The following is a 26402-nucleotide window of genomic DNA, read 5'->3' as shown; positions in this document are numbered from 1 at the left end:
AGAATAGAAGGAGCAAAACGTTCTTGAAAGGAGGGTGCGTTTCATTGCATTCCTACCGCATCGCACTTGTAGAAGATGAGAAAGACTTAGGTCATGTCCTGATGGCGTATATGGAAAAAGAGGGATGGGACGTTTCTCTGTATCATACAGGCGAAGAAGCGCTTCAATCTCAAGAAAATCCTCCTCATCTATGGGTTTTAGATATTATGCTGCCAGGGATGGATGGCTACGAGATTATTAAGGAAATTAAAAAAAAGGGAGACATTCCTGTTATTTTCATTTCTGCTCGTGATCAGGACCTTGATCGAATTGTAGGTCTGGAACTAGGAGGAGATGACTATCTCGCCAAGCCGTTCCTTCCGCGAGAGCTTGTCATCCGAACAAGAAAGCTGCTTTCCCGTGTCTATGAACAGGGAGCAAGCATGCCGAAAACGATCGAGCTGACGGGGTATCTCATTGATGTGCCCGCAAGAAAGATTACAAGAGACAATGAACCAATCAACCTGACGTCAAAAGAAATGGACGTGCTTTTGTACTTGATCGAAAACAAGGGAGAGGCCAGAACAAGGGATGAGATTCTCCATTATGTGTGGGGGGAAGACTATTTTGGTTCAGAACGGGCAGTCGATGATGTTATAAGACGTATACGGAAGAAGCTGCCACGCGTTAATTTGGAGACCGTTTATGGAGCGGGATACAGGATTGTGCCGTCATGATTTCACTTTCGCTGACACAGCGCATCTGGCTGTCGTTTGCCCTCCTTATTCTGACCGTCGGTGTTCTGACGGCTGTGATCTATCCTCTCTCGATTAAAGATACGATGACCGATGAAACGTACCGGATTATTGAGGCGGAACAGGAACGGCTCAGCGATCCAGCAGCGGCTGAACGGAATCTCGACAAGTCTATCGATTTTATTGAGCGCCGCAACGCCTCCCGTTCGGTCGGGCATATTATGCTCGTAAACCAATATTACGAAAGAAAAGGAGACCTCGTTCCTGACAGTGTTCTAGAGGAAATGGGGAAGAAAGCGTACAAACAGGAAAAGAACCGAGGGCACTACGAGCTCACTTATCGAGGAGCTGTCTTGTTTTACGTTATCTCTAAGATCGACACGAACACAGGGGAGAACGTGTATTACATTTCGTATATGTGGGACACTTACCGTGATCATATGGTGAATCGCTTATGGCAGAGACTCGTGATCATCCTCCTGTTAACAGGCTTGCTTGCCGTCATTCCAGCGATTTGGCTCGCGCGTTATTTAAGCTCTCCGCTGAACATTTTAGGAAGGCGGTTTGAACAGATCGCAGAACGAAACTGGCAGGAGCCTTTTTACTGGAAAAGTGATGACGAATTCAACGTGCTGTCTCTTCAGTTTGAAAAAATGAGACAAAACCTGCTACGGCATGATGCGGCACAGAAAACGTTCATTCAGCATGCATCGCACGAACTGAAAACACCGCTCATGACCATTAAGAGCTACGCACAATCTGTAAAGGACGGCATCATGCCGAAAACGAACGTAGAGGGCATGATGGATGTCATCCTGAGTGAGACGAAGCGGATGGAAAAAAGAGTGCAGAACATGCTGTACTATACGAAGCTTGATGCTGTAAAATTTGATGAGCTGGAAAAAAGGAAACTGAGATTCGGAGACATATGCGAGGAAATCATGGAACGATTTCAATATTTACGCGAAGACGTTTCCTTCTCTGTAGAAGGTGAAGAGGTTCAGTTTTGGGGTGATCGTGAACAATGGACGATCCTGCTTGAAAATCTTGTTCAGAACGCCATCCGTTATGCTGAACGTACTATCCTATTGAAAGCACATAATAAAGATGGATTGCTTATGGTTGAAGTGTTTAATGACGGCGAACGCCTTACGTCTGAGCAGACAGAAGAATTGTTTCAGCCGTTCAGAAAAGGGAACAAAGGACAGTTTGGCCTTGGCCTGGCTATAGTAAAAAGAATTGCAGAATTGCATAATGGCACCGCGGATGCCGCCAATACAGTTGATGGTGTTGTCTTCCGCGTCATCGTGCCTGTTATGCAGTCTGACAGAGAGGAAAGTTAAAGATGGCAGCAAAAAGAAAGACAAACAAAGCGCCTCTCGCAGTGCTCATGCTTAACTTGTTTATCATCATGGTGGGAATCGGACTCGTCATTCCGATCCTTCCTTATTATATTGAAGAGTTTCAAGCTTCTGGGCGAGAGCTCGGCCTATTAATCGCTATATTCGCGTTCATGCAATTTTTGTTCGCTCCCTTTTGGGGAAGGCTTTCCGACCAATACGGACGCAAGCCCCTAGTTGCTCTTGGAATGTTTGGCTTTGCCGCAGGCGAGTTCATTTTTGCGTTCGCCACGGATCTTTGGATGCTGTTTCTCTCGCGCGCCATCGCGGGAATTTTCGGATCTGCTCTCATGCCGACAGCCATGGCGTATGTGGCTGACGTCACGACGGAAGAGGACAGAGGAAAAGGGATGGGCATGATCGGGGCGTCAATGGCACTCGGAATCGTGATCGGCCCTGGGATTGGCGGATGGCTCGCAGAATATCAGCTCAGCTACCCGTTCCTTGCCGCTGGATTTGCAGCGATGGCAGGCGGATTATTATCCATTTTCCTTTTAAGTGAGTCACTAAGCAATGAGGCGAAAGCGCAGGCGAAAAACAAAAAGAAAACGAGCATGCTGAAAAACATGACCGAGGCTATCCGCGGACCGCTCGGCTTTTTGCTCATTCTCGTATTTGTCATCAGCTTTGCGCTCACGAACTTTCAGGCTATTTTCGGTTTCTATATGCTGAAGAAGTTCGGTTATGATCCGAGTGAGGTCGGCATACTTGTTGCCGCAACAGGTATCATCGGCGCTATCGCACAAGGGGCGCTCGTCGGCCGCCTTACCCGAGCGTTCGGTGACAGCAGGGTAGTAACTGGTTCGCTTCTGCTTAGTGCAGGAGGATTCGTATTGATGACGCTCGCAGGAGGATATTGGACCGTACTGCTGACAGTCAGCCTGTTTTTCCTTGGAAACTCGATGGTAAGGCCAGCTGTCAATGCGCTTATATCCAAGATGGCAGGCAAAGAGCAGGGAATGATCATGGGGCTGAACAACTCGTTTTTCAGCCTTGGCAATGCAATTGGACCAATTGTGGCAGGCGTACTGTTTGAATATCATATGGAGTGGCCGTATTGGTTTGGCGCTTTCTTAATGATCGCTAGCCTGATCGCGATGAAGGTCTGGACAGCGCGGAATAATGAGGAAGAAATCGCTGGGAGCATTCATTCGTAGCGCTTATTTCACTATGCTATACTTGCAATATAGTCATTTTTTGACCTTTAAGTTTGAATTATCGGAGGCGGAACGATGAAAAAAGGTATTGCGTTTTACAAAGTCGGTGAAGCGGTAGACGGATTTTTCCTGATTAAATCTGCCGTTCGAGGGATTGCCAGCAACGGTAAGCCTTTTATGACCATTCATCTTCAGGATCAGTCAGGTGATGTGGAAGCAAAGCTATGGGACTGTTCGCCAGAGGATGAAGAGCTGTACATACCTCAATCCATCGTCCGCATCGGCGGAGAAATGGGCAATTATCGGGGCAAGTCGCAGCTTAAGCTAAAAGCGATCCGGCCGGCAACTGAGCTGGACGGCGTGAAGATGAGCGACTTTTTAGAAACAGCACCATTGTCGCAGGATGAGCTCGGCGAAGCTGTCACAAAGTATATTTTTGAAATGAAGAATCCGAACATACAGCGCCTGACTCGTCATTTGCTGAAAAAGCATCAAGCGGCATTCTTCGAATATCCAGCTGCGGTCAAGAATCACCACGAGTTTGTTTCGGGATTGGCTTATCATGTCGTTTCCATGCTTGATCTTGCCAAAGCATTATCCAAGCTGTACCCATCACTCGATACGGATCTTCTATATTCAGGTATCATCCTGCATGACCTTGGAAAGGTAATCGAGCTCTCAGGTCCTGTAGCAGCAAGCTATACGCTTGAAGGCAAGCTTCTCGGCCATATCTCCATCATGGTGAATGAAATCGGCCAAGCGGCAAAGGAGCTTGAAATTGACGGGGAAGAAGTGACTGTGCTGCAGCACCTTGTGCTCAGCCACCACAGTAAGCCGGAATGGGGCAGCCCAAAAGCGCCGCTTATCCGCGAGGCGGAGATCCTGCATATGATTGACAACTTTGATGCCCGCATGAACATGATGGACCGAGCGCTCGAGAAAACCGAACCTGGTGAATTTACGGAAAAAGTCTTCGCGCTAGAGAATCGTTCGATGTATAAACCATCTTTTCAGAAAGAACATGTTGGAAAGTAATTGTCTTAATTGAGGCAATGTGGTAAATTGGAAACAGATGTTAAATTACAGGAGGCATGAATCATGGAAATCATTGTTCAAGGAAAGAGCGGACTGCAAGCTAAATAACTCTTTTTTCTTCCGCTAGGAAAGAAAGGTTTATTTAGTTGTGTACTCTCCATCTTCTCTTGAACAGCTGATTTCCTGATGCCGTATAGCCTTTTTGCGAAAAGCCTATAGCCCGCACAGGATTTCTTTGCGGTGCTGCAGGCTTTTTTGTATGCGTTCCGTTTTTTGCTGCTTTTCATGAGAAGATGCAATATCGGTAAAAAATCAGATTGGATGTGGCATCATGAAATGGAAAGATTGGGACCGTAATCTTAAAGTCCGGCTTTTAGGAGAATTTACGTTTAACGTGTTGTTTTGGATGTATTTCCCGTTCATGGCCGTTTATTTTGCGGATGAATTAGGGAAAAATCTGGCGGGTGCGCTGTTAGTCGCTTCTCAATTAGCCGGTGTATTTGCCAATCTAGTGGGAGGCTATTGTGCCGACCGGTACGGCAGGAAAAAAATGATGGTAGTTGCGGCATTCGGGCAGACCGTGGCATTCGTCTTTTTCGCTTTCGCTAACTCGCCATGGCTGACTTCGCCTGTTATTACATTTTTGGCGTTTTCAGCACTTGGTATTTTCGGCTCGTTATATTGGCCGGCAAGTCATGCGATGATCGCCGATGTGGTGCCTGAAAAGCACCGCAGTTCAGTGTTCGCTGTTTTCTATACGTCGATTAACATATCCGTTGTGTTCGGACCGGTTCTCGGCAGCATCTTTTTCTTTCAATACCGGTTCGGATTACTGGTCACTTGTTTGATTGCAAGCTTTATCCTTACAATCGTACTCGCAAAAATGATCAGAGAAACGGTTCCCATCAGGTATGTTGAAGAAGAAAAGGATGAGAAACCTAAGAAATGGACGGATGCCATTTGGATTCAATTGAAGGATTACCGTGTTATCGCGTCTGATAAACTCTTTTTGCTTTTTATTGTGGCGGGGATATTGGTCGCACAGACGTTCATGCAGCTTGACTTGCTAATTGCTGTCTATACGACGGAAAAGGTACCAGAACAGACGCTGCTCGCATTTGGAAGCTTTGATCTCACACTGACAGGCGAGAAGCTGTTCGGCTATTTAGTCTCCACGAACGGTCTCTTGGTCGCTCTGTTTACGGTCTTTATGGCAAAATGGATGACCAAATACCGCGAAGGCAACGTCTTTATCCTATCGTCCGTGCTCTATGGTGTAGGGATGCTGATCTTTGGCAGCACCGATTTTGTTTGGCTTCTATTCGCAGGAATCGCTGTCTTTACAGCGGCTGAACTGATGGTCGTCGGGATTCAGGAAAGCTTCATTTCCAAGCTTTCACCTGAACATATGAGAGGGCAATACTTTGCCGCTGCAGGATTGCGTTTCACGATTGGCCGCACGATTGCACCTGTCTCCATTCCAATGACAATGTGGATCGGGTTTCAGAATACGTTTTACGTGTTGTTCGGTCTGGCTCTTTTAAGCGCTGTACTGTATCACTTTATGTTTAAAGCATTTTATCAAAAAGAAGAGACCGTCAAAATAACGAAAACCGAAGTACTAACGTGACATATTTTTTCAAAGTCTTTCATAAGATGAGGTAAAGCTTGTCTTATGAAAGGGGAAAAGATCATGAGAGGTTATGCAGCACTATTCTTCGGCGTTATTTTAATTACTGCGTTTGTTCTAAAAGAATACAGCGGACCCGTTGAAGCACTGTTCAACACGACACCTTGGTGGATGTACTTCGTCCTCGGCGGCATCATCCTGAGTGCATACAGAAGCTACACCGCCTTCTCCTTCGATCGTGAAGAAGAAATGAAGCTCATTGAGGAAGAAGGCAAAGTCTATATGGAACGCATCGCAGAACGCAGAGCGAAAACAGGAACAGAATAATAACAATAACAAAGCTGAAGCACAGCGTTATGTGCTTCAGCTTTTTTTGGTTGGTTTTTTGGTTCTTGGACGAAGAATGGCGAACATGTTCTTCGAAGTTAACCTGAGGTCCGGTACCGAGATGATGACCTTCGGTATAATGAAGACCGTTGTCGGTACCGGACCCCACTGCGGGAGACTGTGGGCCGCGGAGAAGCAAAAGAGGGTTTTGGTTGCTTAAAAGGGGTTTGGGCTTATTATGTTTTTGAGTTGGTTTTGGTTCATGGACGGAGAATGGCGAACATGTTCTTCGAAGTTAACCTGAGGTCCGGTACCGAGATTAGAATGGTTCATGGACGGAGAGTGGCGAACATGTTCTTCGAGGCTAACCTGGGGTCCGGTACCGAGATTATGACCTTCGGTATAATGAAGACCTTTATCGGTACCGGACCCCACTGCGAGAGACTGTGGGCCGCGGAGAAGCAAAAGAGGGTTTTGGTTGTTAAAAGGGGTTTGGGCTTATTATGTTTTTGAGTTGGTTTTGGTTCATGGACGGAGAATGGCGAACATGTTCTTCGAAGTTAACCTGAGGTCCGGTACCGAGATGATGACCTTCGGTATAATGAAGACCGTTATCGGTACCGGACCCCACTGAGGGAGACTGTGGGCCGCGGAGAAGCAAAAGAGGGTTTTGGTTGTTAAAAGGGGTTTGGGCTTATTATGTTTTTGAGTTGGTTTTGGTTCATGGACGGACAATGGCGAACATGTTCTTCGAGGTTAACCTGAGGTCCGGTACCGAGATGATGACCTTCGGTATAATGAAGACCTTTATCGGTACCGGACCCCACTGCGGGAGACTGTGGGCCGCGGAGAAGCAAAAGAGGGTTTTGGTTGTTAAAAGGGGTTTGGGCTTATTATGTTTTTAAGTTGGTTTTGGTTTACTTCGACGAAAATGTTCCGCGGAAAGCGTGCACCTGAAACGGAAATTAACGGCTTCCTTGACTACTTTCAACGATTTTAATTAATCTCATATACAAAAACAAAAGAGGATGTCCGTTGGACATCCTCTTGTTCATTGCCATTATTGAGGCATTGGCTGCTGTTCTGGAGCTTTTAATGCGTCTTTAAGGTCTTTATCTTTAATTTTTACATCAGCTTTCTTGCGTAGCTTGTCCACGATTTCCTGGATTGGCTTCGCTTTTTGCTGTTTAAGTTCTTTCTTGATTTCTTCTTTCTTATCTTCGAACTTGTTCTCGCGCTTGTCTTCTACCTTGATAATATGGTAGCCGTAGTCTGATTTCACAGGCTCAGAGATCTTGCCTTTTTCAAGTGAGAAGGCAGCCTTGTCAAACGCTGGAACCATTGCGCCCTTGCCGAAGAATCCAAGGTCGCCGCCCTTTGTTTTTGAACCAGGGTCTTTTGAGTATTCTTCTGCAAGCTTCGCGAAGTCTCCGCCTTTATCAAGCTTGGCTTTTACTTCTTTCGCTGTCTTCTCGTCATCAACAAGAATGTGGCTTGCTTTTACTTCTGTCTTGTATTTCTCTTCGAAAACTTTCTTCGCTTCTTCATCCGAAACTTTTACGCCGCTAGTTGCTGCTTTTTCACTAGCAAGCATACCTTTTATACGCTCTTTAAGAACTTTTTCGTCCTTGATTCCGTTTTGCTCAAGAAGCTGCTTGAAAGCCTCGTCTCCGCCAGATTCTTTTTTGATCTTAGCGATTTCTTTTTCGACTTCTTTATCGGATACTTTGTATTCTTTTTCAAGAACCATCTGGTCAACCATTTCTTTCAGCACTTGGTTGCCGTAGCGTTCTTTCAGCTCCTGATAAAATTCGTCTTGCGTGATGTCTCCAGCTTTAGACTCCACTACTTTTTCTGAACCGCCGGAGTTGCATGCAGATAAAGATAATAGGCCAGCTGTTAGGCCGACAGATAGTAACCATTTTTTCATTCTGTAACACTCCTACATTTTGAAGTAATAATTTAACAACTCTTACTATAGCATAAACATCACAGTAATTCCTATGCAAGGGGGGAAATATGAGAAAATTTACACAAAGAAAAGGCATGCAATAAAAAAAATCACCGGAACCGGGACATTCGCCCAACCCAATTGGATGTTTGCACTATATGATACAGAAATGAAGGAGGGGTTATTATGGGCTATGGTTACGGAGGCGGTTATGGAAGCGGGTTCGCCATATTACTGGTACTGTTCATCCTTTTAGTAATAATCGGCGGGCTGCTGTATTGCTGATGAATATAAAAAAACCGGGAAATCGGGCAGCAGCCTATGCGTGATGCTAGGTTGCTGCATAGGATAGGATACAAATCAATAAGGGGGTGTCATCATGGGCTACGGATATGGCAAAGGCTTTGCACTGATTGTGGTGCTGTTTATTCTATTGATCATCGTAGGCGCTGCTTGGTGCTAATTAAGGGATGCAGTGTCTGCTTTAAATAAGGAGGAATGAACAATGGGTCAAGGATATGGATACGGAAACAGCTTTGCGTTAGTTGTTGTTCTATTTATTTTGCTCATTATTATCGGAGCGTGTTGGGTCTGCTAATCAGAAAATCCACTGGTAACAAGAAGCAAGGGGGAGAAGAACGTTTCCCCCTTGCTTTATTTTTGTTAGAATGGCTTTCGTACGAAATTTCTAAAAAATTAAGAAAACACGTTTTCGATATACACGGAAATGAGCAGAATGGTTAAAAGGACATTTACTGTGCGAAATACCTGAAAATGTTTGTCTGCGGGAATGTCACGTTCGGTGCATAACCGGTCAGTTAATGAATTAAAGATGAACAATAGGACAGGTGCTACAAATACAAAGATGTTGCCTGTCATTTTACATACCTCCAAAAGTAAAAAAGTCCCATGTTTAACTTTATCAAAAGTTAAGGAATAAAAGTAGAAAAATATGATGTGGAGTTGACGTTATGAGAAATGGATGGAAAACGGCTTTTTTTCTTTTACTGTTTATCGCTCTTTTAATACCTGTACTAATTGTCAGTTTATTGTTCATAAATCCTGAAAAAGGGACGTGGAATGATGCGAACCTAAAAGAGTCGGAAGTGGGGGAGAAGCTGCTGAGCGTGGAAAGCGACAAGGAAAAGATAGAAGAGCTGTTGAACAAAGAGATTAAGAAAGAGCAGCCGAATCTCGATTTATATGTGAATATGAGAGATGATCTGTTGCTAAAAGGAAAGCTGCCATTTATGGACAGAGAGTTTCCGTATCAAATATCTTTTGATCCCGAGGTGTTGAAAAACGGGGACTTGCTATTAAAGGAGAAGGATATTCAAGTCGGGCTTTTGCCGCTGCCTGGGAAAGAAGTCTTCCAGCTGTTTGAAGCATCCGTTGATCTTCCAAATTGGATCGATGTCTATCCTGAAAAGGAATCACTTCATGTAAAGCTCACAGAGATGGAAGTAAAGAATCAATACAAGGTGAAGGCCGAAACCTTTGATCTAAAGAAAAACGTGATCCGGTTTGGAGTATACGAACAATAAAAGAGAAGCATCCGTTGATACCGGGTGCTTCTCTTTGCATTATGAAACCTTGTCTCTCACGAGGATGAAAAACCCGTTTACATCATGATCCTCGACCATCGCTTCTTTCGGTGCCGATAAAAGGCAGCTGTAATAAATAAAATCGGAGATGCAAAGACCGATGTTCACGGCTGCAAACGTTATAAAGAAAGGCATGTATACAGGCCACGTGTAGGCTCCTGCTAAGCAGGCAGATGTAATCAGAATAAAAGGCGAGAGGACAGACAGCTTCATGACCTTAATCGTAAGAGCTTGTTTAAAATGGCAATGAATAGACGGAAAGCCTGATGCTTTTTTATACACGAGCTTAGCCGGCACGCCTGTCAGCCATAAAGGCAGGCAATGTGCGAGCTTGTGAAGCGGCAATGCTGCTGCAGCAGCGAAGACAAACGGCCAGCCACCTGCTTCCACCATTTCTGAATCGGAGTAAAGCAAGAGAAATAAGTCGTAAAAAAACATAAAAAAAGCCAGGCCGGCAAAAACAGAAAGGATAAAAAGCCGCTGAGTGCCGATGTTTTTCTTTATATTAATTGATTTCCAACAGTTCATATGTCACCTGATGTCTTTTGAAATTTACTAGCATGTGAAAACCACTAACATAATTTACGACTTTTTCAGATGGAAATCAATATGTTTTAAGAAAATAATATGGTAATTTTATGAAAGGGATGTAGAGCATTGAAAATCGAAAAGAAATTGTTTGAACAGTTACAAAAAAGAAGGCCAATGAATTATAATATAGTCAAAGATTGTCCGGAAAGCAGGATGTAGGATGGAAACGATTGAAGATCGGGTGGAGAGACTCGAATTTTATAATGAATTGACGGTCAAGAGCATCGATCTGTCTTCTTATCCTTTTTATGCTTTGGTTATGGAGCATAAGCTGACAGAAGAAGAAATGCAGGAAACATTAGAGCTCTGCAGCCGTCTAGAGCGGGAGTTTGAAACCATGAAGGAAGAAGGGTTTGTGCATTATACAGCTCTTCTTATCGAGTTTGCCGGCTTGCTTACCCCAAAACTAAAGCCCCGCGAAGCCATCAGGGCTTTACGGGACCAAAAGTTGTTTCTGCATTTGATGAAAAAGCTATATGAGCTTTCCCTTACTTACGAATGAGTGCCGGCAAGCTCAGGCTCATCCTCTGACGTTGCATTAAGCTCGGCTTCAAACTTATCTTCAAGTTTGTTGAAGATAGACATGAAATCCTCGCCGTACAGGTTACGAATAATGCACATTAGATCCGGAAACTCAGGAAACTTTCCATACAAGTCTTTGATTGGCTGAGATGCCGTATAAATGCTGAATTGTGACTTCTCATATGTATTCAACGTGGAGAGAAACAGTTCTTCTCCTTTTGGAGTCAAACAAATGTAAGTGTTACGCTTGTCATCTTCTTTCTTAGAAAACGTAAGGTATCCTTGTTCTTCCAGCTTTTTGGAGAAATTGAACGCGGTAGAAACGTGCATGACACCAAACTTTGCAATGTCAGAAATTGATGCGCCTTCTAAGTGGTAAGAGATCCAAAGAATATGGTGTTCGTTTATGTTAAGGCCATAATCCTTGATCCAGTTTTGCCAATCTTTCTCTACACTCTTCCATAATGCCTTGCTAATCTGAGCGAGTTTATGGCTGTAGATCATTGCTTCTTTAAAATTGTACAGCTGCTCTTTGTTCATAGTAAACTGCCCTCCATCATAAATCATACCATTCCCTATTCCTCATTATGCCAATATTTCCTATAATAAGAAAGTTAAATTTTATAAATCTTATATATTTTTTAGTAAAAAAGTTGGATTCCCATCGTGCTTTCGATGTGAATATCAATAGTTTTAATAAAAAACAAAGACTTTAACACACTAAATTTCTTTTGATGGATATAGTATCGTCAAATATCCGCAAAGTTGAAGCTTTTATAGAAAGAAGAGGAAAAGTTTCATTATGAAAATCTGGCTGCCGCCAAGCCATTCGCCCCAGTCATAGTTGGAGGGATACTAGGTGCTACACTAGCTCTTATCTTTGTAAAATAGGTTAGTGTACGAAAAAGCAGGCAAGCCACGATGGCAAGCCTGCTTCGTAAAAACGTTTATTTCTTTTCTTTTGGCATTTCCTCAATCACTGTATCAGCGGCTACTTCTTCCATTGCTTCTTTTTGCTCTTTTTTCGCGAATGAAATGCGGTCCTTTAATAGGATTCCTTCTTTCTTCACGTTTGAGATCGATGTTTTTACCTTATCCATCCCTTTCTTCAAATCCTGGCGAACTTCTTTTCCCGCCTTAGGAGTGGAAAGAAGTGTAGCAGCTGCAGTAACGACCGTTCCGATTGCAAACCCCGTGATGGCTGATTTTTTCTTTGACATGATGATTCCTCCTCAATCTTTTCTTGATATAGAAATTCTAGGCCGATTCACGGGATTCCTACTGAGAAAAAAGGCGAAAGTTTAAATATTTCCCGAGCACTTTCGGCATGTTTGGACAAGCGTGAGCATACAATGGTACAGGGGGGATTCTCATGTGGGTGATGACTGTCGTACTGCTGGGCGCTGGCGGCTTGCTGCTTGTTAGAGCGATGATGCAGCTTACAGCCTCTAGCCGTTACAGCTTCCGTAATCGCACGTTGCAGAGGCAGAGGATGAACGCAATTTTCATAGGCATACTCAGTCTCATGATGCTTGCGGGGGCCTTGTATATTTTTGTCGGAAAATAAAATAACGTCGAAAAATGACATAGAAAAAACCCATATTTTTGTGAAGAATGCAAAGGAATGGAGGAGGGTTATGTTAGAAAAAGGGGAAAGAAAGGTATAGGATAAAGAAAACTTGGCTGACTTTAAGGCAGCCTTAGTTGCCCTTATGCTTTATCCTAAACTTTTTGACTGCGTCGAATTTCTCCTTTGGAAAAAAGTTATGCATCTTTAAAGTGTAAAGAAAACTTGGCTGACTTTAAGGCAGCCTTAGTTGCCCTTATACTATGTTCGTTAACTTTTTGCCACGTCGAGTAATCATCTTGCAAAAAAGTTAAGCTTACTTATAGTGAAAAGAAAAGGAGGGATTGTCTTGGAGCGTCATACGATCGGAAACTACTTTAATAAGATGAAGGAACGCGCAGACAGTGTTTTTCAAAGCAAAGAGGAAACAACCGAGCTTTTAAACGATGCAGATAAAAAGTCTGGCAGTGAAAACATAATCTCAGAGCTCAGTTCGCAGGTAAAGGCACTTGTGCGGCTAGTGAAAAGCTATCGTCAAGGAACGTACCGGAACATTTCCAAAAAATCAGTTATGATTATGGTGGCAGGGCTGCTTTATTTCGTCAGTCCGGTGGATGCCATTCCAGACTTTCTCGTCGGTTTAGGATTTGCTGACGATGCGGCTGTTCTTGGCTTCATTTTCCGTTCGCTTAAGGGTGAAATCGAATCCTTCACGGAATGGGAACGAAAAGAGAAAGAAAGTACATAAAATAATAGTCCATCATAAAAAAGAGACAACCCGTCTGTATAAACGGTGTTGTCTCTTTTTACTTTATCGTACAGATGCTGCGGGCAGCATCCGTTTTGTCATTTTCGATGCAATAGGGTAAAGAACGGCCATTAGTGCTGCGTTAAAGCCAGCAGCAGGCAATACAACCGTCAGAACTAAAGCGGTAAACGGACCTGGCAGACTTGCGATCAATAATGCGGCAGATAAGAATAAAACTCCGCTCACAATCGTTCCAGCAGCAGTCAAAAGTGCTGCTGTTGCTGCGCCTTGCTTTAGCTTGCTTAAAGCCAATATGAAAAAGAAGAAAATAAAGGCTGTCAGTGGCTTTTCGATGATGTTAGCCAGCTGTCCGCCTGGAAATCCAGTAGTTAGTGCGGAAATCATTCCAGCTCCAAGGCTTGCCATCACAACGTTGCCTTTTTGCGGGTTGATCATGATCGCCAAAAACATCATCGTTAGAAGCATATCCGGCTTCATCCCTAAGAAAAATGGCGGCACAATCGTGTGAAGCACATAACCAAGTGCAAGAAGCACCCCTGTAAACGCTAAAGACTTTGTATTCATTTCTCATCTCTCCTCATCTCTGCTCACAATCCGTGAAGCATGGTTCTTCTCCAGCAGTGCCCTCGTTAGCCTGCTGCGAAAAGTGTAGCCTTATTTTATCAAAGAAACGTCGATTTCGCCACACTTGTGGACTTTTTTGCAGGATTTCCCGTTGCGTTTATAGCTTTCCGCTGATAAGTGCAGCAGTCTGAGCCATCTCGTCTGCAGGTGTGTCCGATGTTTTCCAGACTGCACCAAAGCCATCGCCTTTCCCGTAACGGGGAAGGAAATGCATATGATAATGGAATACACTTTGCCCGGCTGCTTCTTTATTGTTGTTCAAAAGGTTTAATCCTTCTGGTTCAAACGTAGCGTTAATCGCGTTGGCGATTTTCGGTGCAGCTGCGAAAAGTGAGGCTGCTGCCTGTTCGGGAAGCTCAAAAATATCTTGATGGTGCTCTTTTGGGATAAGAAGAGTATGGCCTTTTGTCACTTGGCTGATATCAAGAAATGCCAGAACATTCTCGTCCTCGTAAACCTTGTAGGATGGAATCTGGCCAGCGATGATTTTGCAGAAAATACAGTTCTCATCATGCTTCATAATCGAATCACCTCATAGTATGTATTTATTGAGAATAGTGTAGCACAAAACATGAAAAAGAGTCCTGCGCAAAAGGCAGGACCCTTCTTCTAAAGAGGTTAGAGAAGAAAGGAGAACGCTGTAACGAACGGACTGGTTTTTAATCATGCACCTCGATTAAAAAGAATATGCTGCCTCAAGCACTGAATAGTCCAAGAGAACCATCTCCTTAAATTCTGGTTATGATGATCAAACATCTGCTGTTAAGCACAATCTCCCTTGAAGAAGGGGGGATACCTTCTTCTCGTTTAGTGTGTCCAGAAGGTATCATTCCTTATACACCATAGATGGAAATGCGCTTCAGCATTTAGTATGATGGAGAGAGAAAAGCTGCTTGGAGAGGATGAAAAGATGACTAAAAAGATAAGCCGTGCAGCCGCAGTCCTTTGTACAGGCATGCTGCTATTATCTGCCTGCGGAGGCGGCAGCGGAGACGATGAACATAAGGACCATAAAAAGCATGAAGCTCACGGTTCGCATGACGCTACAGGCGCAAAGCTGCCAAACGGAGATCTGCGTGAGCTGACAGCTTCAGCGGAGAAGCTTCCAGCCTTTTTAAACGGGAAACAAGAAGTGGTGTCGGCTGTGTACAAACAAGTGCCAGCTCATAAAGAATTGCTGGAGTCCATGCCATGCTATTGCGGCTGTGGAGAGTCGGCAGGCCATAAAAATAACTACGACTGCTTTATTGCAGAAAATAAAGCTGGCGGTGAAATACTATGGGATGACCATGGCACTCGCTGCGGCGTATGCCTTGAGATTGCAGCGGTCAGCATGAAGCAGGCTGCAGAAGGAAAAAGCCCGCTTGAGATCCGCCAATTTATTGATGAAACCTATAAAGAAGGATACGCAAAACCGACACCTACTCCGATGCCAAAAGCATAAGAAGCGAAGCCAACCCCAAAAGCAGAACTGCTTTTGGGGTTGACGTTCGTATTTGGAATATTTTCGGGGTCCGGTACACTTCTCAAAGATTGCTTATTTCGTAAGTCATAATGACGTGGAGTACCGGACCCCCAGCAGGAACCCCAGTTAGAAAGCTGATAAAAAGGTGAAAGATTTGGTAGAATGAAGTATAACGATGACGAAGAGCAAAGAAGGGATAAGATGAGACGTATTCTTGAAGTTCAAGGATTAAGCGGCGGGTATGTGCCGAATAAACCGGTGATCCGTGATATAAATTTTCACGTGGACAGCGGGGAAATTGTCGGTTTGATCGGCTTGAACGGAGCCGGAAAAAGCACGACGATCAAGCACGTGCTCGGGCTTATGGAGCCGATGACAGGCAGTGCGAAAATAGCAGGCAAGACATTTACAGAAGAACCGGATGAATATAGAGGGTGCTTAACATACATACCAGAAACACCGATCCTTTATGAGGAAATGACGCTGTGGGAGCATCTTGAGATGACAGCGCTCGCATACGGGCTGCAGGAAAAGACATTCCTGCAGAGAGTGCGTCCACTACTAGAAGAGTTTCGCATGGAGAATAAGATCAAATGGTTTCCGAGTGAATTTTCTAAAGGCATGAAGCAAAAGGTGATGATTCTTAGTGCACTTCTAGTGGAGCCGGATCTGTATGTGGTCGATGAACCGTTTGTCGGGCTCGATCCAATCGGCATCCAGTCGTTTCTCGATTACATGATTCGTTTTCGAGATAACGGTGCGGGCATTTTAATGTCGACCCATATCCTGTCGACCGCGGAGAAATATTGCGACCGGTTTCTGATTATGCACAACGGCCAAATGGTTCTGAGAGGGACATTGAAGCAGCTGCAGGAGGAAACAGGCATGTCCGGTGCCGGACTGGATGACATCTATTTGTATGCAGCAAAAGGCGGCAAAGCATGATGGATATGAAGAAAATATGGACAGTAAGGCGCAACGCTTATTTCACCGAAAGCCTGCGCTATTTTCAGCTTATGGCATCCAGCGGGCTGATTGTTTCGATGTTTCTGCTGATCGTCATCGGCAGCATTTATTATGCTCGTCTTATAAAAGTGCTGCCAGAGGATTTTCCTGCAGAACTGCTGCTGACCGCTGTGTTCACGTATTGGCTCACGAGGAGTCCTGTACGGACATTATTGAAGAAAGCAGATCTCGTGTTTCTGCTGCCGGTCGAATCCCGCATGAAAAATTACTTCTCACACGCTCTCACCTACAGTCTTGCCATTCAGCTTTTCAACACCCTGCTGTTGTTCACCCTCTTCTGGCCGCTCATTCAGGCCTTTATTAGAGGGGATACGCTAGGTTATGTATGGTTTGCTTCTTTCTTGCTGATATCTAAACTTTTTAACTTATACGTTTCCTGGGAAGAGCAGCGGCTGCCATTTGCCCGCCAGCGTAAGGGGTATATGATGCTAAGAGGAGCGGTGAACGCGGTCTATGTGTTTCTGCTATTCCAGGAAGCATCGTTCGTGTTTCTTGCGGCTATTCTGGCGATCATGTACGTGCTGAAGAGCTTTGTGTTCGGCTATTTTAAAAAGATGCATGGCTATCAGTGGGAACACCTTTTACGAAAAGAGCATGAAATGCAGATGAAGGTCTACCGTGTAGCGAATTTATTTACAGATGTGCCTGCACTGCAGCAGACGATGTCACCAAGGCGGTGGCTGAACTGGCTCACTGCAGGAAAGTACATGCCAAGCAAGGCACTTGAGAGACTCTATATGAGAACTTTTCTGCGTGCCAACGATTATTGCGCCCTTTATATTAGGCTTGTGCTGATCGGCTGGTTATTCATCTACATCATACCGAATGGATGGTGGCAGACGGCGGTTGTCCTGCTCTTTATGCAGATGACAGCGCTGCAGCTATGTTCGATTCTTGTGCATCATAAGCGCAACGCTATGTTTGAACTGTATCCGATCAGCTGGAACAAGAAAGTAAAATCGTTTGCCAGCTGGCTCGGTGTAATCACGATCATACAAAGCATCCTTTTCGCCCTTTTTTATTATATTGAAGCGAATGATGCCCTTATCGCCGTGATGATTGCTGCTACCGGAGCGTTGTATGCGAAGTTATACGTCCCGATAATCGTCAACAAACAAACCAATCATTTGTAAGCGCCTGGCCTCGTGCCGGCGCTTTTTAACGTTATGAGGTTTCCTTTCATATGTTGCAACTAATAGATGAAAAGGTGGTCTTACCAATGGGAAATGTGAAGCTGACGGGCAGGATTGTGGTGCCTGGTGACCATGATTATGAAGAGGCAAGAGAAGAGTTCAATACCCGATATAGCCTTTACCCTTGTGTGATCGTATTTTGTCAGAATACAGAGGATGTAGTGAATGCGGTGAAATGGGCGAAGCAAAAGAACATACCATTTCGTGTAAGGACTGGACGGCATAGCTACGAAGCCTATTCTTCTCTTGATGGCGGTCTGGTGATTGATATTAGTGAGATGAACGCCGTACGGGTCACAGAGGATAAAAGGTTAATCAGTGTGCAAGCAGGTGCCCTGCTTCTTCCGCTGTATACCGAACTATATGATCAAGGCGTCACTATTCCAGGAGGGACGTGTCCTTCAGTCGGCCTTGCTGGACTAACGCTCGGGGCAGGCTGGGGCATGCTGACACGAAAATACGGCATGCTTTGTGACCGATTGCTGGCACTTGAGATGGTCACGGCAGACGGTAAAATCATTTTTGCGACAGATGAATGGAACAGTGATTTGTTTTGGGCGTGCAGAGGCGGAGGAGGAGGGAATTTTGGAATCGTGACGAAATTCCTTTTTCAGGCTGTTCGTGTGGATCAAGTCGCCATCTACAAAATAGTATGGCCCTGGAGCGGCTTTAAAAAGGTCGTGGACGCGTTTCAGCGCTTTGCGCCATGCACCGATAAAAGACTGACCGGTATTCTTGATATTTACACCAAAGAAATCGGAGAGCTAAAATCGCTTGGGGAATTTCTTGGAAGCAAAGATGAGCTAAGAAAACTACTCACGCCATTACTCCAAGCCTACCCGCCGAAAGAAGTGGAAATTCAGGAAGTGCCCTATATTGATGCAGTCAGGATATTTGGCGGTTTAATGCCTGGCATGAAAGAATATGATATCGGCCACGGTGATCCAGATGCTCATCCATTTAAGAACACCGGAGCTTTCGCCAAAACGTTCCTTCCGTCAAAGGGCATAAAAATCCTAAAGTACTTTCTTGAACACTCACCAAGCATCGAAAATAAAGTTCAGCTTCAGGCGCTTGGCGGCAGTGCAAGGAAAAAGAAGCCAAATCAAACCGCCTATGTTCACCGTGATGCTCTTTTCAGTCTTCTGTATATTACAAAATGGCAGGAATCCAGAGAGGCTAAGAAGAATGTGAAATGGGTAGAAAAGATGCGTGATACCCTTTTGCCTTTTGCTGATGGGGCGTATGTGAACTTTCATGATAATTGCATTTGCAACTGGCTCGAGCAGGCATACGGAAGCAACCTTCACCGTCTTCAAGAGGTGAAGACAAAATATGACCCTCATGATGAGTTTACTTTTCCGTTAGGCATCCCGCCATATTAAGCTTTAGAGTAACAGGAGTGAAAACGATGAACCCGTATGAGGAAGAAGTAAAGAAAGAACTTCAGCTGTGGGAGAAGACGGTGCTAAAGCGGCCGACGATCTGGAACAAGTCAGCGAAAACCGTGCAAAATAAGATCAATGAGAAGATACCGCAAACAGTTCATGATGTTATTACTTCAAGTGTGAAGCATATGGTTAAAGCCACGCTTGCTGGCTCAGAGTATACGACGAAAAAGGATGCTCTGCGCGGGAAGACGCTTTGGGAAAGAGACCATAAACTGGACGACCGCCTCGCCTTTTATAGGAAAACAGCGGCATTAGAAGGAGCAGGTACAGGAGCGGGAGGCATCTTTCTTGGGCTTGCCGATTTTCCGCTGCTGCTCGGCATTAAAATGAAGTTCTTGTTTGAAGCGGCGAGTATCTATGGCTTTAATAGTTCCGACTACCGCGAGCGAATTTATATTTTATACGTGTTTCAGCTCGCTTTCTCGAGTCCGATGAAAAAACAGGAAAATTACGAAAAAGTTCTTAACTGGCACAAAAAGGAGGCGCTATATCCTCCAGACGAGAGCTATTTGGAGAAAATCGACTGGCAAAGCTTTCAGCAGGATTACCGTGATCACATCGATCTCATCAAGCTGCTGCAGATGGTTCCTGGAATAGGAGCGTTAGTTGGAGCATACGCCAATTATAACTTTTTAGATGAGCTTGGAAGGACGGCGAAGAACTGCTATAGAAGACGGAAACTGTCTGAAACATAAGAAAACGCCGCGGGAGTGCGGCGTTTTCTGTATGAAGGATTAAAACCGGTTGTCTTGAAGCAAACGGTCCATTTCCTCTTTATGCTTGGTCTCATCTGCGATCATATCTTCGAGCTGAACGACTAGCTCGGTCATGTTCAGTTTGGACGCTTGTTCTTTTCTTTCTTCATAGCGCTTGATGGTATCTACCTCTGCGTTGCGTGCTTCCTCTAACATCTCACGCACATCCGTCAGCTGCTTGACGGGCTTTGGCGTGGTAGTTGGAGTGCCCCCCAGTGTTTTGATCTTTTCGGCTAAATAGAGCGCGTGCCCTTGCTCATCTGCGATTTCGCTCTGAAAGAAAGGCTTAAGTATCTGGCGGTAAAGTCCTGAGACGGTTGCCGCATTATGGTTATACATGATAACAGCAGAATATTCGTTAGCGAGATCTTCATTTAATCCGTCTATTAGTGTTTGTAAGTCTTTATCCATTTTTACATAACCTCCTATACAAATTCTCTCCCTTATCATTCCCTTTTTTGCCATGGCATAAACGATTTTTTTCAATGTGCCAAAAAGGTTTAAGTAACCTGTATACGGGTTATACACAGAATGTACAGCTAAACAGACTATTTTTTACAGGAGGAGATTAATGATGGAGAACAACCACATGATGACGAAGAACCAGGAAGTTGACACAAGCAAAGTGGAAGAGACAGTGAGCCGCATGGACGAAGGGAAGAAGGACGAAATCCTTTCTAACTTCACTGAATTTAAAAGCTATCTTCACAAAAGAGTGCAGCTAGGCGAAAAACTTGGCATGGACGAGGAAGCACTAGCGAAGACGGCAGAAAAAGTAGCAGGCTATCTAGCAGAGCACGAAGAGCCGCGCAATGCCGAAGAGAATCTGCTTAAAGAACTATGGAAAGTCGGCGACCAAGAACAGCGCCACAAACTGGCACACATGCTTGTCAATCTAGTAAAATAAAAAAGAAGCATCATCACCCAGGCTGGCTTCGTCATCAAACCAAGATGACGCAAGCCGGCTGTTTTATTGCTGCGGCATTGAGGGAATTCTATATAAAAATATTTTAGATTTAGCTAAAGAAAAGGTGCATGTCATGTTTAAACAACTGTTTAAAAAGATTCCGTTTCCTATTACTCCTGTTCTTATTGTCTTGATTGGATTTCTTTCCGCTCTTGGCTCCTTAAAGCTTTTTTTAGAGCTTGCCGAAGAAGTCAGAGAACAAGAAGTTCTGGCATTTGATCAGCAAATCATCCAGTGGGTAAACGGAATAAGGGAACCGGTACTCAACCATATCATGGTCTTGATCACAGAACTCGGATCAAAGACGGCGCTCGCATTGCTTTTAATTGCCAGCTTGATTTGGCTCGCTGTTAAAAGAAAGAACTATTATGCGATGATCATGTTTCTCGTTGCTTCAGCAGGCGGAGGTCTATTAAATCTGGCCTTAAAGCATTGGTTTGAAAGACAGCGGCCAGAAGAATCCATTATTGAAGCGCTAGGATACAGCTTTCCTTCAGGCCATGCGATGGGAAGCCTTATTTATTACGGGTTCTTAGGCTATCTTGTTGTGAAAAGCCAGCGCTCTCATCAGGAAAAGACACTCTGGACCATCCTGTTTTCTATCCTTATTCTGTTCATTGGCTTTAGCAGGGTCTATTTAGGTGTGCACTATCCATCTGACATCATTGCCGGGTATTCTGCAGGATTATTATGGCTGTTTGTCTGCATAACCGCTCTAGAGGGTCTCTATTTCTACAATAAAAGACGTTCCCGCCGCTAGAAGGGAACGTCTCCTGTATATACCTCAAGATGATGTTTCAAGCATGTGATCACAGAGGGCGTATCTTGTTCTTTCTCACCATCACAATCGATGGCTTGCACCGGTGTGGCTGAAATGGATAATTGATCGGCTTGAAAGCTGAAGAATCCGTCCCCCTCGGGCGGATTTTCTGTAATTCGGGACTGTATAATCTCCCAGACGAGTTTTAATGACGGTTCTTTTATAAGCAAAACATCGAGCTTGCCGTCCTGCAGATTGGCATGAGGAAAGAAAGGCCTGATACCTCCTGTATAGGGACCGTTCGCGATCAACAGCATGGTCGCATCCCCGCTGTATTGAAAATCAGGGCTGCTCAACTCAAGATGAAACGGCTCCCATTGCTGAAGCGTTTGAGCGGCAGACCAGTAATACGAAAGACGCCCAAACTTCTCCTTTAAATCTTTGTCGATGTTCTCAGAAACACTTGTGATCAATCCGATGCCCCAAAAATTTAGGAAGTAGTGGCTGTTGTTCTGGCCAGCATCCACTTTGCGGAAACGCTTTTGCGCAATTTGGCGTGCTGCTTCAAGCGGGTTTTGATTCATCCCAAGTGCACGGGAGAAGTCATTGCATGTTCCGCCTGGAAGAATGCCGAACAGAGGACGTTCCTCCATACCGGCGATGGCGTTCACAATACTGTATATCGTTCCGTCACCGCCTGCCCCGATAATGGTGCCAGCTTGTTCGCATGCTTTTTCAACCAGCTGGCGGCATGGGATGTCCTTTTTCGTCTCCAATACAGATACTGTGGAAAAAGAGTGCTGTAAAATGCGCTGGATTTCAGGCAGCTGCTGGTGCAGAAGGTGGTTTCCAGCTGCTGGATTATAAATAATGACCGCCTTGTCACGACCGCTGTTCATGTCCGCTCAACTGCATATTCTTTCACAAATGATGGTCCTGTGAACAAGTTCTGCGGCAAGCCATTTGAAGTGCCGCGGTCTTTATGTGCCTCTTGATAGGCTTTGGATTGCTGCCAGGAAACAAAGCTTGCCTGTGATTCCCAAAAAGTCATGACAATATAGGGATCATTGGTCAGCGGCCGCAATATGCGGATCGCATGAAATCCAGGTTCTTGATCAACGAGCCCGGCCCTGTTCTGAAAACGTTCTTCAAAGCGGCTTCGTCCTTCCTCGCTTACAGGAATATGGTTCATTACGACAAACCCCGCGGCTTCGAGATCGCCTCGTTTATTAATGATTTCATATGAGTGATGCTCCTGAAAGGGATTCTCTCCATTTGTCTCAACGATTACGGCAGCATTCGTGTCGCCTTCAAGCAGAAGGCTGTCTGGCGGCATTTTTTGCTGCAAATAGTCCTTTGTCCCATATGTTATGTACATATTCATCGTATCACCGCTTTCGCCACTATTTTTCTTATAGTTTTACCCTTTGGCCATGTGTGTTAAACAAGCTGGCAAGCAGAGGTTATAGGTCTTTCATTTGGTGGAATAATTATATAAAATGAATTTCGGCACTTTTTGGCACAGCAGGAAAGCCTTTCTTTCTAATGAAAGTGAAATCCCCTTGCTGCCAACCGTTTTGAAACAAATCTAAAAGGTTATTGTAGAGCTGACTAAAAGGATGTCAGTTATGGTTTCAATGCAGAGAAAGAAAGTAGGTACTGCCATGGTAAAAGGATGGCTCATCGCAGCCGGTGTATTCACCGCAACTCTTATTGCAGGCTTTTTTATTTATCTTTTCATATTAATGGCAGGCGATTATGTGATCGACGAAAAGGATCTTGTACTGAACTCAGCGACCGTCCTTACCGATCATCAAGGAAAAGTGATCACAAAAATTTATTCGGAAAATCGAGAAATTGTATCGATTGATAAGATACCGGAACATGTTCAAACCGCTTTTGTGGCGGTTGAGGATTCGAGGTTCTATAACCATCATGGCCTTGATATACGAGCAATTGGAAGAGCCATTTATAAAGACATCCTCGCCGGCAGCAAGGTTGAGGGAGGCAGTACGATCACGCAGCAGCTTGCTAAAAATGTCTTTCTCTCACATGAGAAATCATGGCTGAGAAAGACGAAAGAAGCGGTTATTGCGATCAATCTGGAACGGAAGTATACGAAAGACAAAATTTTGGAGATGTACTTAAACCAGATTTATTTTGGCCACGGAGCGTACGGAATTCAGTCTGCGGCGAAAACCTATTTTAATAAAAAGGCAGAGGATTTGACGGTGGCAGAAGGTGCACTTCTGGCAGGGCTGCCAAAAGCGCCGTCCCACTATTCCCCGATCAAGCATCCGGATGCATCGAAACAGCGCCGCGATCTAGTTATTGATCTTATGGAAAAGCATGACTTTCTCTCTCCTGCTGAAGCGGTACGAGCGAAGGGGAGAGAAGTGGCATTGAATGTTGTGCAGGAAAAAAGCAATCCAGCGTATTCAACGTATATCGATATGGTATTGGACGAGGCGAAAAAGAAGTATCACCTTTCACGCGAAGAGATGAGGCAGGGCGGCTACAGAATCGTTGTTCCCATGGATGTGGCTGCCCAGCAGATCGTGTACAGCTCATTTCAGGATAATACGTACTTTACGGGTACAGGTGAGGCAGGACCAGAAGGAGCGATGGTCCTAATCAATGGGAAGACTGGTGCCATCATCGCAGCACAAGGCGGAAGAGGTCATGTGACCGAGGGCTTGAACAGGGTTCATGTTAAACAGCAGCCGGGATCAGCGTTTAAACCCGTCGCTGTTTATGCGCCGGCACTAGAGGAAAAACAAGCGAAGCCATATTCGCTTTTAAGAGATGAAGAACTAGATTTTAATGGCTACGCACCTAAGAATTATAACGGCAAATATAAAGGGCAAATGTCTATGGTGGAAGCCATCACAGAATCGGCTAATATTCCAGCTGTATGGCTGCTTAACGAAATGGGCTTGAAGAAATCGAAGGAGTACTTGGACAAACAAGGGATGCCAATAGAGGATGAAGGACTTGGAGTAGCTTTAGGCGGGCTGGATGATGGTGTTACACCATTGCAGATGGCGAGCGCATACCGGGCATTTTATTTTGGCGGCAAAACGATCGATACTCATGTGATTTCTAAAATTTATGACGCGAACGGTGAACTTGTGGGCAAGGCGAAGTCAAAAGAGAAAAAGGTATGGAGCAAACAAACTGCATGGTACATGACTCGTATGCTTCAGGAAGTCGTCAAAAGGGGAACAGGCTCAGACGGTGCAGAGCAGATGGAGATGGCAGGAAAGACGGGAACCACAAATTTTGAAAAAGTCGAAAGAGGCAACACAGACGCATGGTTCGCTGGGTTTACACCTGAAATAGTAGGCTCCGTCTGGATCGGCTATGACAGGACAACAGAAGAACAATATTTAAACAGCGGCAGTGCAAAAGCAGTCTTGCTGTTTAAAAACGTAATGAACCAGCTGCCGTCTCAACAAGGCTTGAAGTTTAAAAAGCCGGACGGTGTAAAAGATTTAGAGCCGCCGATTGAGATGCCGATCATCAACAGCTTAAAAGCCGAACTGTCTGTTGGTGATTATGGCATGCCTGCGATCAAGCTCTCATGGTCACCGTCTGCTGATAAGCGGCTGCTTTACAAAATTTATGCAGTGAACGACGGGAAAGCAGAGCATATTGATTCTGTTGTCGGGACCGGTGAATATCGTGTATCAGGGAAATTCTTGTTCAGCCTTCCTGATTTCTATATAGCACCTTATAACCCCCAAACCAAGCAGGAAGGGCAGCCGTCCAATAAAGTGTCAGTCAGCTTTTTTCCGAGCCTGTCGCAAAATGGTGATAAAAAGACGCCAGCTGCAGTGCCAGCCAATGGAGTCAGAGACGGCAAAGGAAAAGGAAAAGGAAAACCAGCTAAAAATAAGGGCAAAGGAACCGGCAAGGGGAAAGGCAAAGGAAAGAGTCGGTAAAACTCCATACCATTTGAATAAGCTCCCAAAAGCCGTTTCAGAGGCTTTTAGGAGCTTTTTTGTTAAACGGCCTTCCATCCTTCACTTCAATACACGAAAGCGAAAATACAACTTTCTCGATGCAAAATATTCTTAAGTAATAGACCACGCTATTACTTAAGTAGTGGCTGAACACAGGAATAAAAGCAGGAGTACTATCAAATAAAAAGAAGGGGTCCGGTACACCTCCCCTACGCAAGGAAGTTCTGCACCGGACCCCATCTTTTCAACATGTGACAAAATTAACAGTCAAACCAATAAACATCCAGTACCATTACCAAAGAACACCACCAAAGTACCAGGTAAGAACCTGCAAGCCTATTCAAAAAATGCATACTGTTATCCGACTCTATCAAAATAACAGTGTAGCATCAGTTGTAATAGAATAAACCTCGATGTATTTAATTGTTTGAGCACCTTGAATTCATCTTTGACAGTTGATTGGAGTGTTAGGCGCCGACTCCTCGAAAAAGAAGTCCACTTTTTCTTGCGTTTGATGTCTTGTTACACAGCTTTCCTTATCCTGCGAGTGGGAAGGTGAGACCTTTAAATGGCGCGTAGCGACAAAAGGGCTCACCTGTCCAGCTGCGGCGGCTAGCCCCTCGAGTCAGAAGGATGAATGGTCCAGTAAGGCAAAGAGCGCCTTACTTGCCCCTTCACCTTCTGCTGGTCGGGGCTTGACGAGCCCTTTCTGCTTTTCGCCACGCCCCTCTGGATAAGCGTGCGCCTGAAACGGAAATCAACCACTTCACTGAATTCTAACAAGCAACATCGTTGCTATTGCTATTTTTCTGTGAAAATAATTAAATCCATAGCTCTTTTGTATACGGATCTTTTTGAAAGGTAATCCTTAAAATATCCTAAAAAGCCAATAAGAAAGCTAAGCTACCT

31 protein-coding genes are annotated in these 26402 nt (G+C 44.6%); 21 read left to right on the top strand and 10 right to left on the bottom strand.

Going from position 1 to position 26402, the window contains the following annotated elements:
- Positions 1-44: 44 nt before the first annotated feature.
- The 6 genes from ACFQPF_RS14535 (at position 45) to ACFQPF_RS14510 (ending at position 6283) form a co-directional block, all read left to right on the top strand.
- Positions 45-716: a response regulator transcription factor gene (locus tag ACFQPF_RS14535; protein ID WP_379750437.1), complete on the top strand. Its 672-nt coding sequence runs from the start codon at positions 45-47 to the stop codon at positions 714-716.
- Entirely contained in the window at positions 713-2077 is a 1365-nt protein-coding gene (locus ACFQPF_RS14530; protein WP_379750435.1) for a HAMP domain-containing sensor histidine kinase, read from the top strand. The genes ACFQPF_RS14535 and ACFQPF_RS14530 overlap by 4 nt, the downstream gene beginning before the upstream one ends.
- A gap of 2 nt (positions 2078-2079) precedes the next feature.
- A complete protein-coding gene (locus ACFQPF_RS14525) occupies positions 2080-3291 on the top strand; it encodes an MFS transporter (protein ID WP_379750434.1) in 1212 nt (403 codons plus the stop codon).
- Between the two features lie 75 nt (positions 3292-3366).
- A complete protein-coding gene (yhaM, locus tag ACFQPF_RS14520) occupies positions 3367-4326 on the top strand; it encodes a 3'-5' exoribonuclease YhaM (protein ID WP_379750433.1) in 960 nt (319 codons plus the stop codon).
- 331 nt (positions 4327-4657) lie between these two features.
- On the top strand, positions 4658-5956 hold the full coding sequence (locus ACFQPF_RS14515) for an MDR family MFS transporter (RefSeq protein ID WP_379750432.1): 1299 nt from the start codon (positions 4658-4660) through the stop codon (positions 5954-5956).
- 63 nt (positions 5957-6019) lie between these two features.
- On the top strand, positions 6020-6283 hold the full coding sequence (locus ACFQPF_RS14510; RefSeq protein WP_379750431.1) for a sporulation YhaL family protein: 264 nt from the start codon (positions 6020-6022) through the stop codon (positions 6281-6283).
- A gap of 1060 nt (positions 6284-7343) precedes the next feature.
- On the opposite strand, the gene ACFQPF_RS14505 is transcribed toward ACFQPF_RS14510, so the two are convergent.
- Positions 7344-8213, bottom strand: a complete 870-nt coding sequence (locus ACFQPF_RS14505) for a peptidylprolyl isomerase (RefSeq protein WP_379750430.1) — start codon at positions 8211-8213, stop codon at positions 7344-7346.
- A 207-nt stretch (positions 8214-8420) separates the two neighbouring features.
- Here ACFQPF_RS14505 and ACFQPF_RS14500 point away from each other — a divergent pair, with 207 nt between their 5' ends.
- The 3 genes from ACFQPF_RS14500 (at position 8421) to ACFQPF_RS14490 (ending at position 8832) form a co-directional block, all read left to right on the top strand.
- Positions 8421-8519: a YjcZ family sporulation protein gene (locus ACFQPF_RS14500; RefSeq protein WP_379750429.1), complete on the top strand. Its 99-nt coding sequence runs from the start codon at positions 8421-8423 to the stop codon at positions 8517-8519.
- Between the two features lie 94 nt (positions 8520-8613).
- Positions 8614-8697: a YjcZ family sporulation protein gene (locus ACFQPF_RS14495; RefSeq protein ID WP_379750533.1), complete on the top strand. Its 84-nt coding sequence runs from the start codon at positions 8614-8616 to the stop codon at positions 8695-8697.
- A gap of 42 nt (positions 8698-8739) precedes the next feature.
- Positions 8740-8832, top strand: coding sequence for a YjcZ family sporulation protein (locus ACFQPF_RS14490; protein ID WP_379750428.1), 93 nt, complete (start codon positions 8740-8742; stop codon positions 8830-8832).
- A 98-nt stretch (positions 8833-8930) separates the two neighbouring features.
- Here ACFQPF_RS14490 and ACFQPF_RS14485 read toward each other — a convergent pair whose 3' ends face one another.
- A complete protein-coding gene (locus tag ACFQPF_RS14485) occupies positions 8931-9113 on the bottom strand; it encodes a hypothetical protein (RefSeq protein ID WP_379750427.1) in 183 nt (60 codons plus the stop codon).
- A gap of 92 nt (positions 9114-9205) precedes the next feature.
- Here ACFQPF_RS14485 and ACFQPF_RS14480 point away from each other — a divergent pair, with 92 nt between their 5' ends.
- Complete coding sequence (locus tag ACFQPF_RS14480; protein WP_379750426.1) at positions 9206-9778, top strand: YpmS family protein; 573 nt, start codon at positions 9206-9208, stop codon at positions 9776-9778.
- A gap of 39 nt (positions 9779-9817) precedes the next feature.
- On the opposite strand, the gene ACFQPF_RS14475 is transcribed toward ACFQPF_RS14480, so the two are convergent.
- Positions 9818-10366, bottom strand: coding sequence for a DUF3267 domain-containing protein (locus ACFQPF_RS14475; RefSeq protein ID WP_379750425.1), 549 nt, complete (start codon positions 10364-10366; stop codon positions 9818-9820).
- Positions 10367-10589: 223 nt separating this feature from the next.
- Between ACFQPF_RS14475 and ACFQPF_RS14470 the strand changes: the two genes are divergently transcribed.
- Positions 10590-10931: a DUF1878 family protein gene (locus ACFQPF_RS14470; RefSeq protein ID WP_379750424.1), complete on the top strand. Its 342-nt coding sequence runs from the start codon at positions 10590-10592 to the stop codon at positions 10929-10931.
- Here the strand turns inward: ACFQPF_RS14470 and ACFQPF_RS14465 are convergent.
- On the bottom strand, positions 10922-11491 hold the full coding sequence (locus ACFQPF_RS14465) for an HTH-type transcriptional regulator Hpr (protein WP_379750423.1): 570 nt from the start codon (positions 11489-11491) through the stop codon (positions 10922-10924). The two genes, ACFQPF_RS14470 and ACFQPF_RS14465, sit on opposite strands and share 10 nt — an antisense overlap.
- A gap of 407 nt (positions 11492-11898) precedes the next feature.
- Complete coding sequence (locus ACFQPF_RS14460) at positions 11899-12171, bottom strand: YtxH domain-containing protein (RefSeq protein ID WP_379750422.1); 273 nt, start codon at positions 12169-12171, stop codon at positions 11899-11901.
- 152 nt (positions 12172-12323) lie between these two features.
- Here ACFQPF_RS14460 and ACFQPF_RS14455 point away from each other — a divergent pair, with 152 nt between their 5' ends.
- Together ACFQPF_RS14455 and ACFQPF_RS14450 are read left to right on the top strand one after the other, a co-directional pair.
- The gene (locus ACFQPF_RS14455) at positions 12324-12518 is read left to right on the top strand and encodes a hypothetical protein (protein ID WP_379750421.1); all 195 of its coding nucleotides are present in this window, start codon (positions 12324-12326) and stop codon (positions 12516-12518) included.
- Positions 12519-12867: 349 nt separating this feature from the next.
- Positions 12868-13266 (top strand): YkvA family protein, encoded by a 399-nt coding sequence (locus ACFQPF_RS14450; RefSeq protein WP_379750420.1) that lies wholly within the window; start codon positions 12868-12870, stop codon positions 13264-13266.
- A gap of 63 nt (positions 13267-13329) precedes the next feature.
- Here ACFQPF_RS14450 and ACFQPF_RS14445 read toward each other — a convergent pair whose 3' ends face one another.
- Positions 13330-13851, bottom strand: coding sequence for a tryptophan transporter (locus ACFQPF_RS14445; RefSeq protein ID WP_379750419.1), 522 nt, complete (start codon positions 13849-13851; stop codon positions 13330-13332).
- Between the two features lie 157 nt (positions 13852-14008).
- Entirely contained in the window at positions 14009-14431 is a 423-nt protein-coding gene (locus tag ACFQPF_RS14440; RefSeq protein ID WP_379750418.1) for an HIT family protein, read from the bottom strand.
- Between the two features lie 390 nt (positions 14432-14821).
- Between ACFQPF_RS14440 and ACFQPF_RS14435 the strand changes: the two genes are divergently transcribed.
- From ACFQPF_RS14435 to ACFQPF_RS14415, 5 genes are all read left to right on the top strand, one after another.
- Complete coding sequence (locus ACFQPF_RS14435) at positions 14822-15355, top strand: PCYCGC motif-containing (lipo)protein (RefSeq protein WP_379750417.1); 534 nt, start codon at positions 14822-14824, stop codon at positions 15353-15355.
- A 222-nt stretch (positions 15356-15577) separates the two neighbouring features.
- Positions 15578-16321: an ABC transporter ATP-binding protein gene (locus ACFQPF_RS14430; protein ID WP_379750532.1), complete on the top strand. Its 744-nt coding sequence runs from the start codon at positions 15578-15580 to the stop codon at positions 16319-16321.
- Complete coding sequence (locus ACFQPF_RS14425; protein ID WP_379750416.1) at positions 16318-17535, top strand: ABC transporter permease; 1218 nt, start codon at positions 16318-16320, stop codon at positions 17533-17535. The genes ACFQPF_RS14430 and ACFQPF_RS14425 overlap by 4 nt, the downstream gene beginning before the upstream one ends.
- A gap of 86 nt (positions 17536-17621) precedes the next feature.
- Positions 17622-18980, top strand: coding sequence for an FAD-binding oxidoreductase (locus tag ACFQPF_RS14420; protein ID WP_379750415.1), 1359 nt, complete (start codon positions 17622-17624; stop codon positions 18978-18980).
- 26 nt (positions 18981-19006) lie between these two features.
- Entirely contained in the window at positions 19007-19741 is a 735-nt protein-coding gene (locus ACFQPF_RS14415; protein WP_379750414.1) for an EcsC family protein, read from the top strand.
- Positions 19742-19780: 39 nt separating this feature from the next.
- Here ACFQPF_RS14415 and ACFQPF_RS14410 read toward each other — a convergent pair whose 3' ends face one another.
- On the bottom strand, positions 19781-20212 hold the full coding sequence (locus tag ACFQPF_RS14410; protein ID WP_379750413.1) for a ferritin-like domain-containing protein: 432 nt from the start codon (positions 20210-20212) through the stop codon (positions 19781-19783).
- A 160-nt stretch (positions 20213-20372) separates the two neighbouring features.
- On the opposite strand from ACFQPF_RS14410, the gene ACFQPF_RS14405 reads away from it, so the two are divergent.
- On the top strand, positions 20373-20708 hold the full coding sequence (locus ACFQPF_RS14405) for a DUF3243 domain-containing protein (RefSeq protein WP_379750412.1): 336 nt from the start codon (positions 20373-20375) through the stop codon (positions 20706-20708).
- A 133-nt stretch (positions 20709-20841) separates the two neighbouring features.
- The gene (locus tag ACFQPF_RS14400) at positions 20842-21528 is read left to right on the top strand and encodes a phosphatase PAP2 family protein (protein ID WP_379750411.1); all 687 of its coding nucleotides are present in this window, start codon (positions 20842-20844) and stop codon (positions 21526-21528) included.
- Here the strand turns inward: ACFQPF_RS14400 and ACFQPF_RS14395 are convergent.
- Together ACFQPF_RS14395 and ACFQPF_RS14390 are read right to left on the bottom strand one after the other, a co-directional pair.
- Positions 21525-22427, bottom strand: coding sequence for a diacylglycerol/lipid kinase family protein (locus ACFQPF_RS14395; RefSeq protein WP_379750410.1), 903 nt, complete (start codon positions 22425-22427; stop codon positions 21525-21527). The two genes, ACFQPF_RS14400 and ACFQPF_RS14395, sit on opposite strands and share 4 nt — an antisense overlap.
- Entirely contained in the window at positions 22424-22912 is a 489-nt protein-coding gene (locus ACFQPF_RS14390; RefSeq protein WP_379750409.1) for an antibiotic biosynthesis monooxygenase family protein, read from the bottom strand. The genes ACFQPF_RS14395 and ACFQPF_RS14390 overlap by 4 nt, the downstream gene beginning before the upstream one ends.
- A 244-nt stretch (positions 22913-23156) precedes the next feature.
- Between ACFQPF_RS14390 and ACFQPF_RS14385 the strand changes: the two genes are divergently transcribed.
- Entirely contained in the window at positions 23157-25472 is a 2316-nt protein-coding gene (locus ACFQPF_RS14385; protein ID WP_379750408.1) for a transglycosylase domain-containing protein, read from the top strand.
- The last annotated feature ends 930 nt before the right edge of the window (positions 25473-26402 follow it).

Source organism: Fictibacillus iocasae (assembly GCF_042665465.1).
Classification (GTDB): Bacteria; Bacillota; Bacilli; order Bacillales; family Fictibacillaceae; genus Fictibacillus; species Fictibacillus iocasae.
This window is presented reverse-complemented; position numbering and strand designations above follow the sequence as displayed.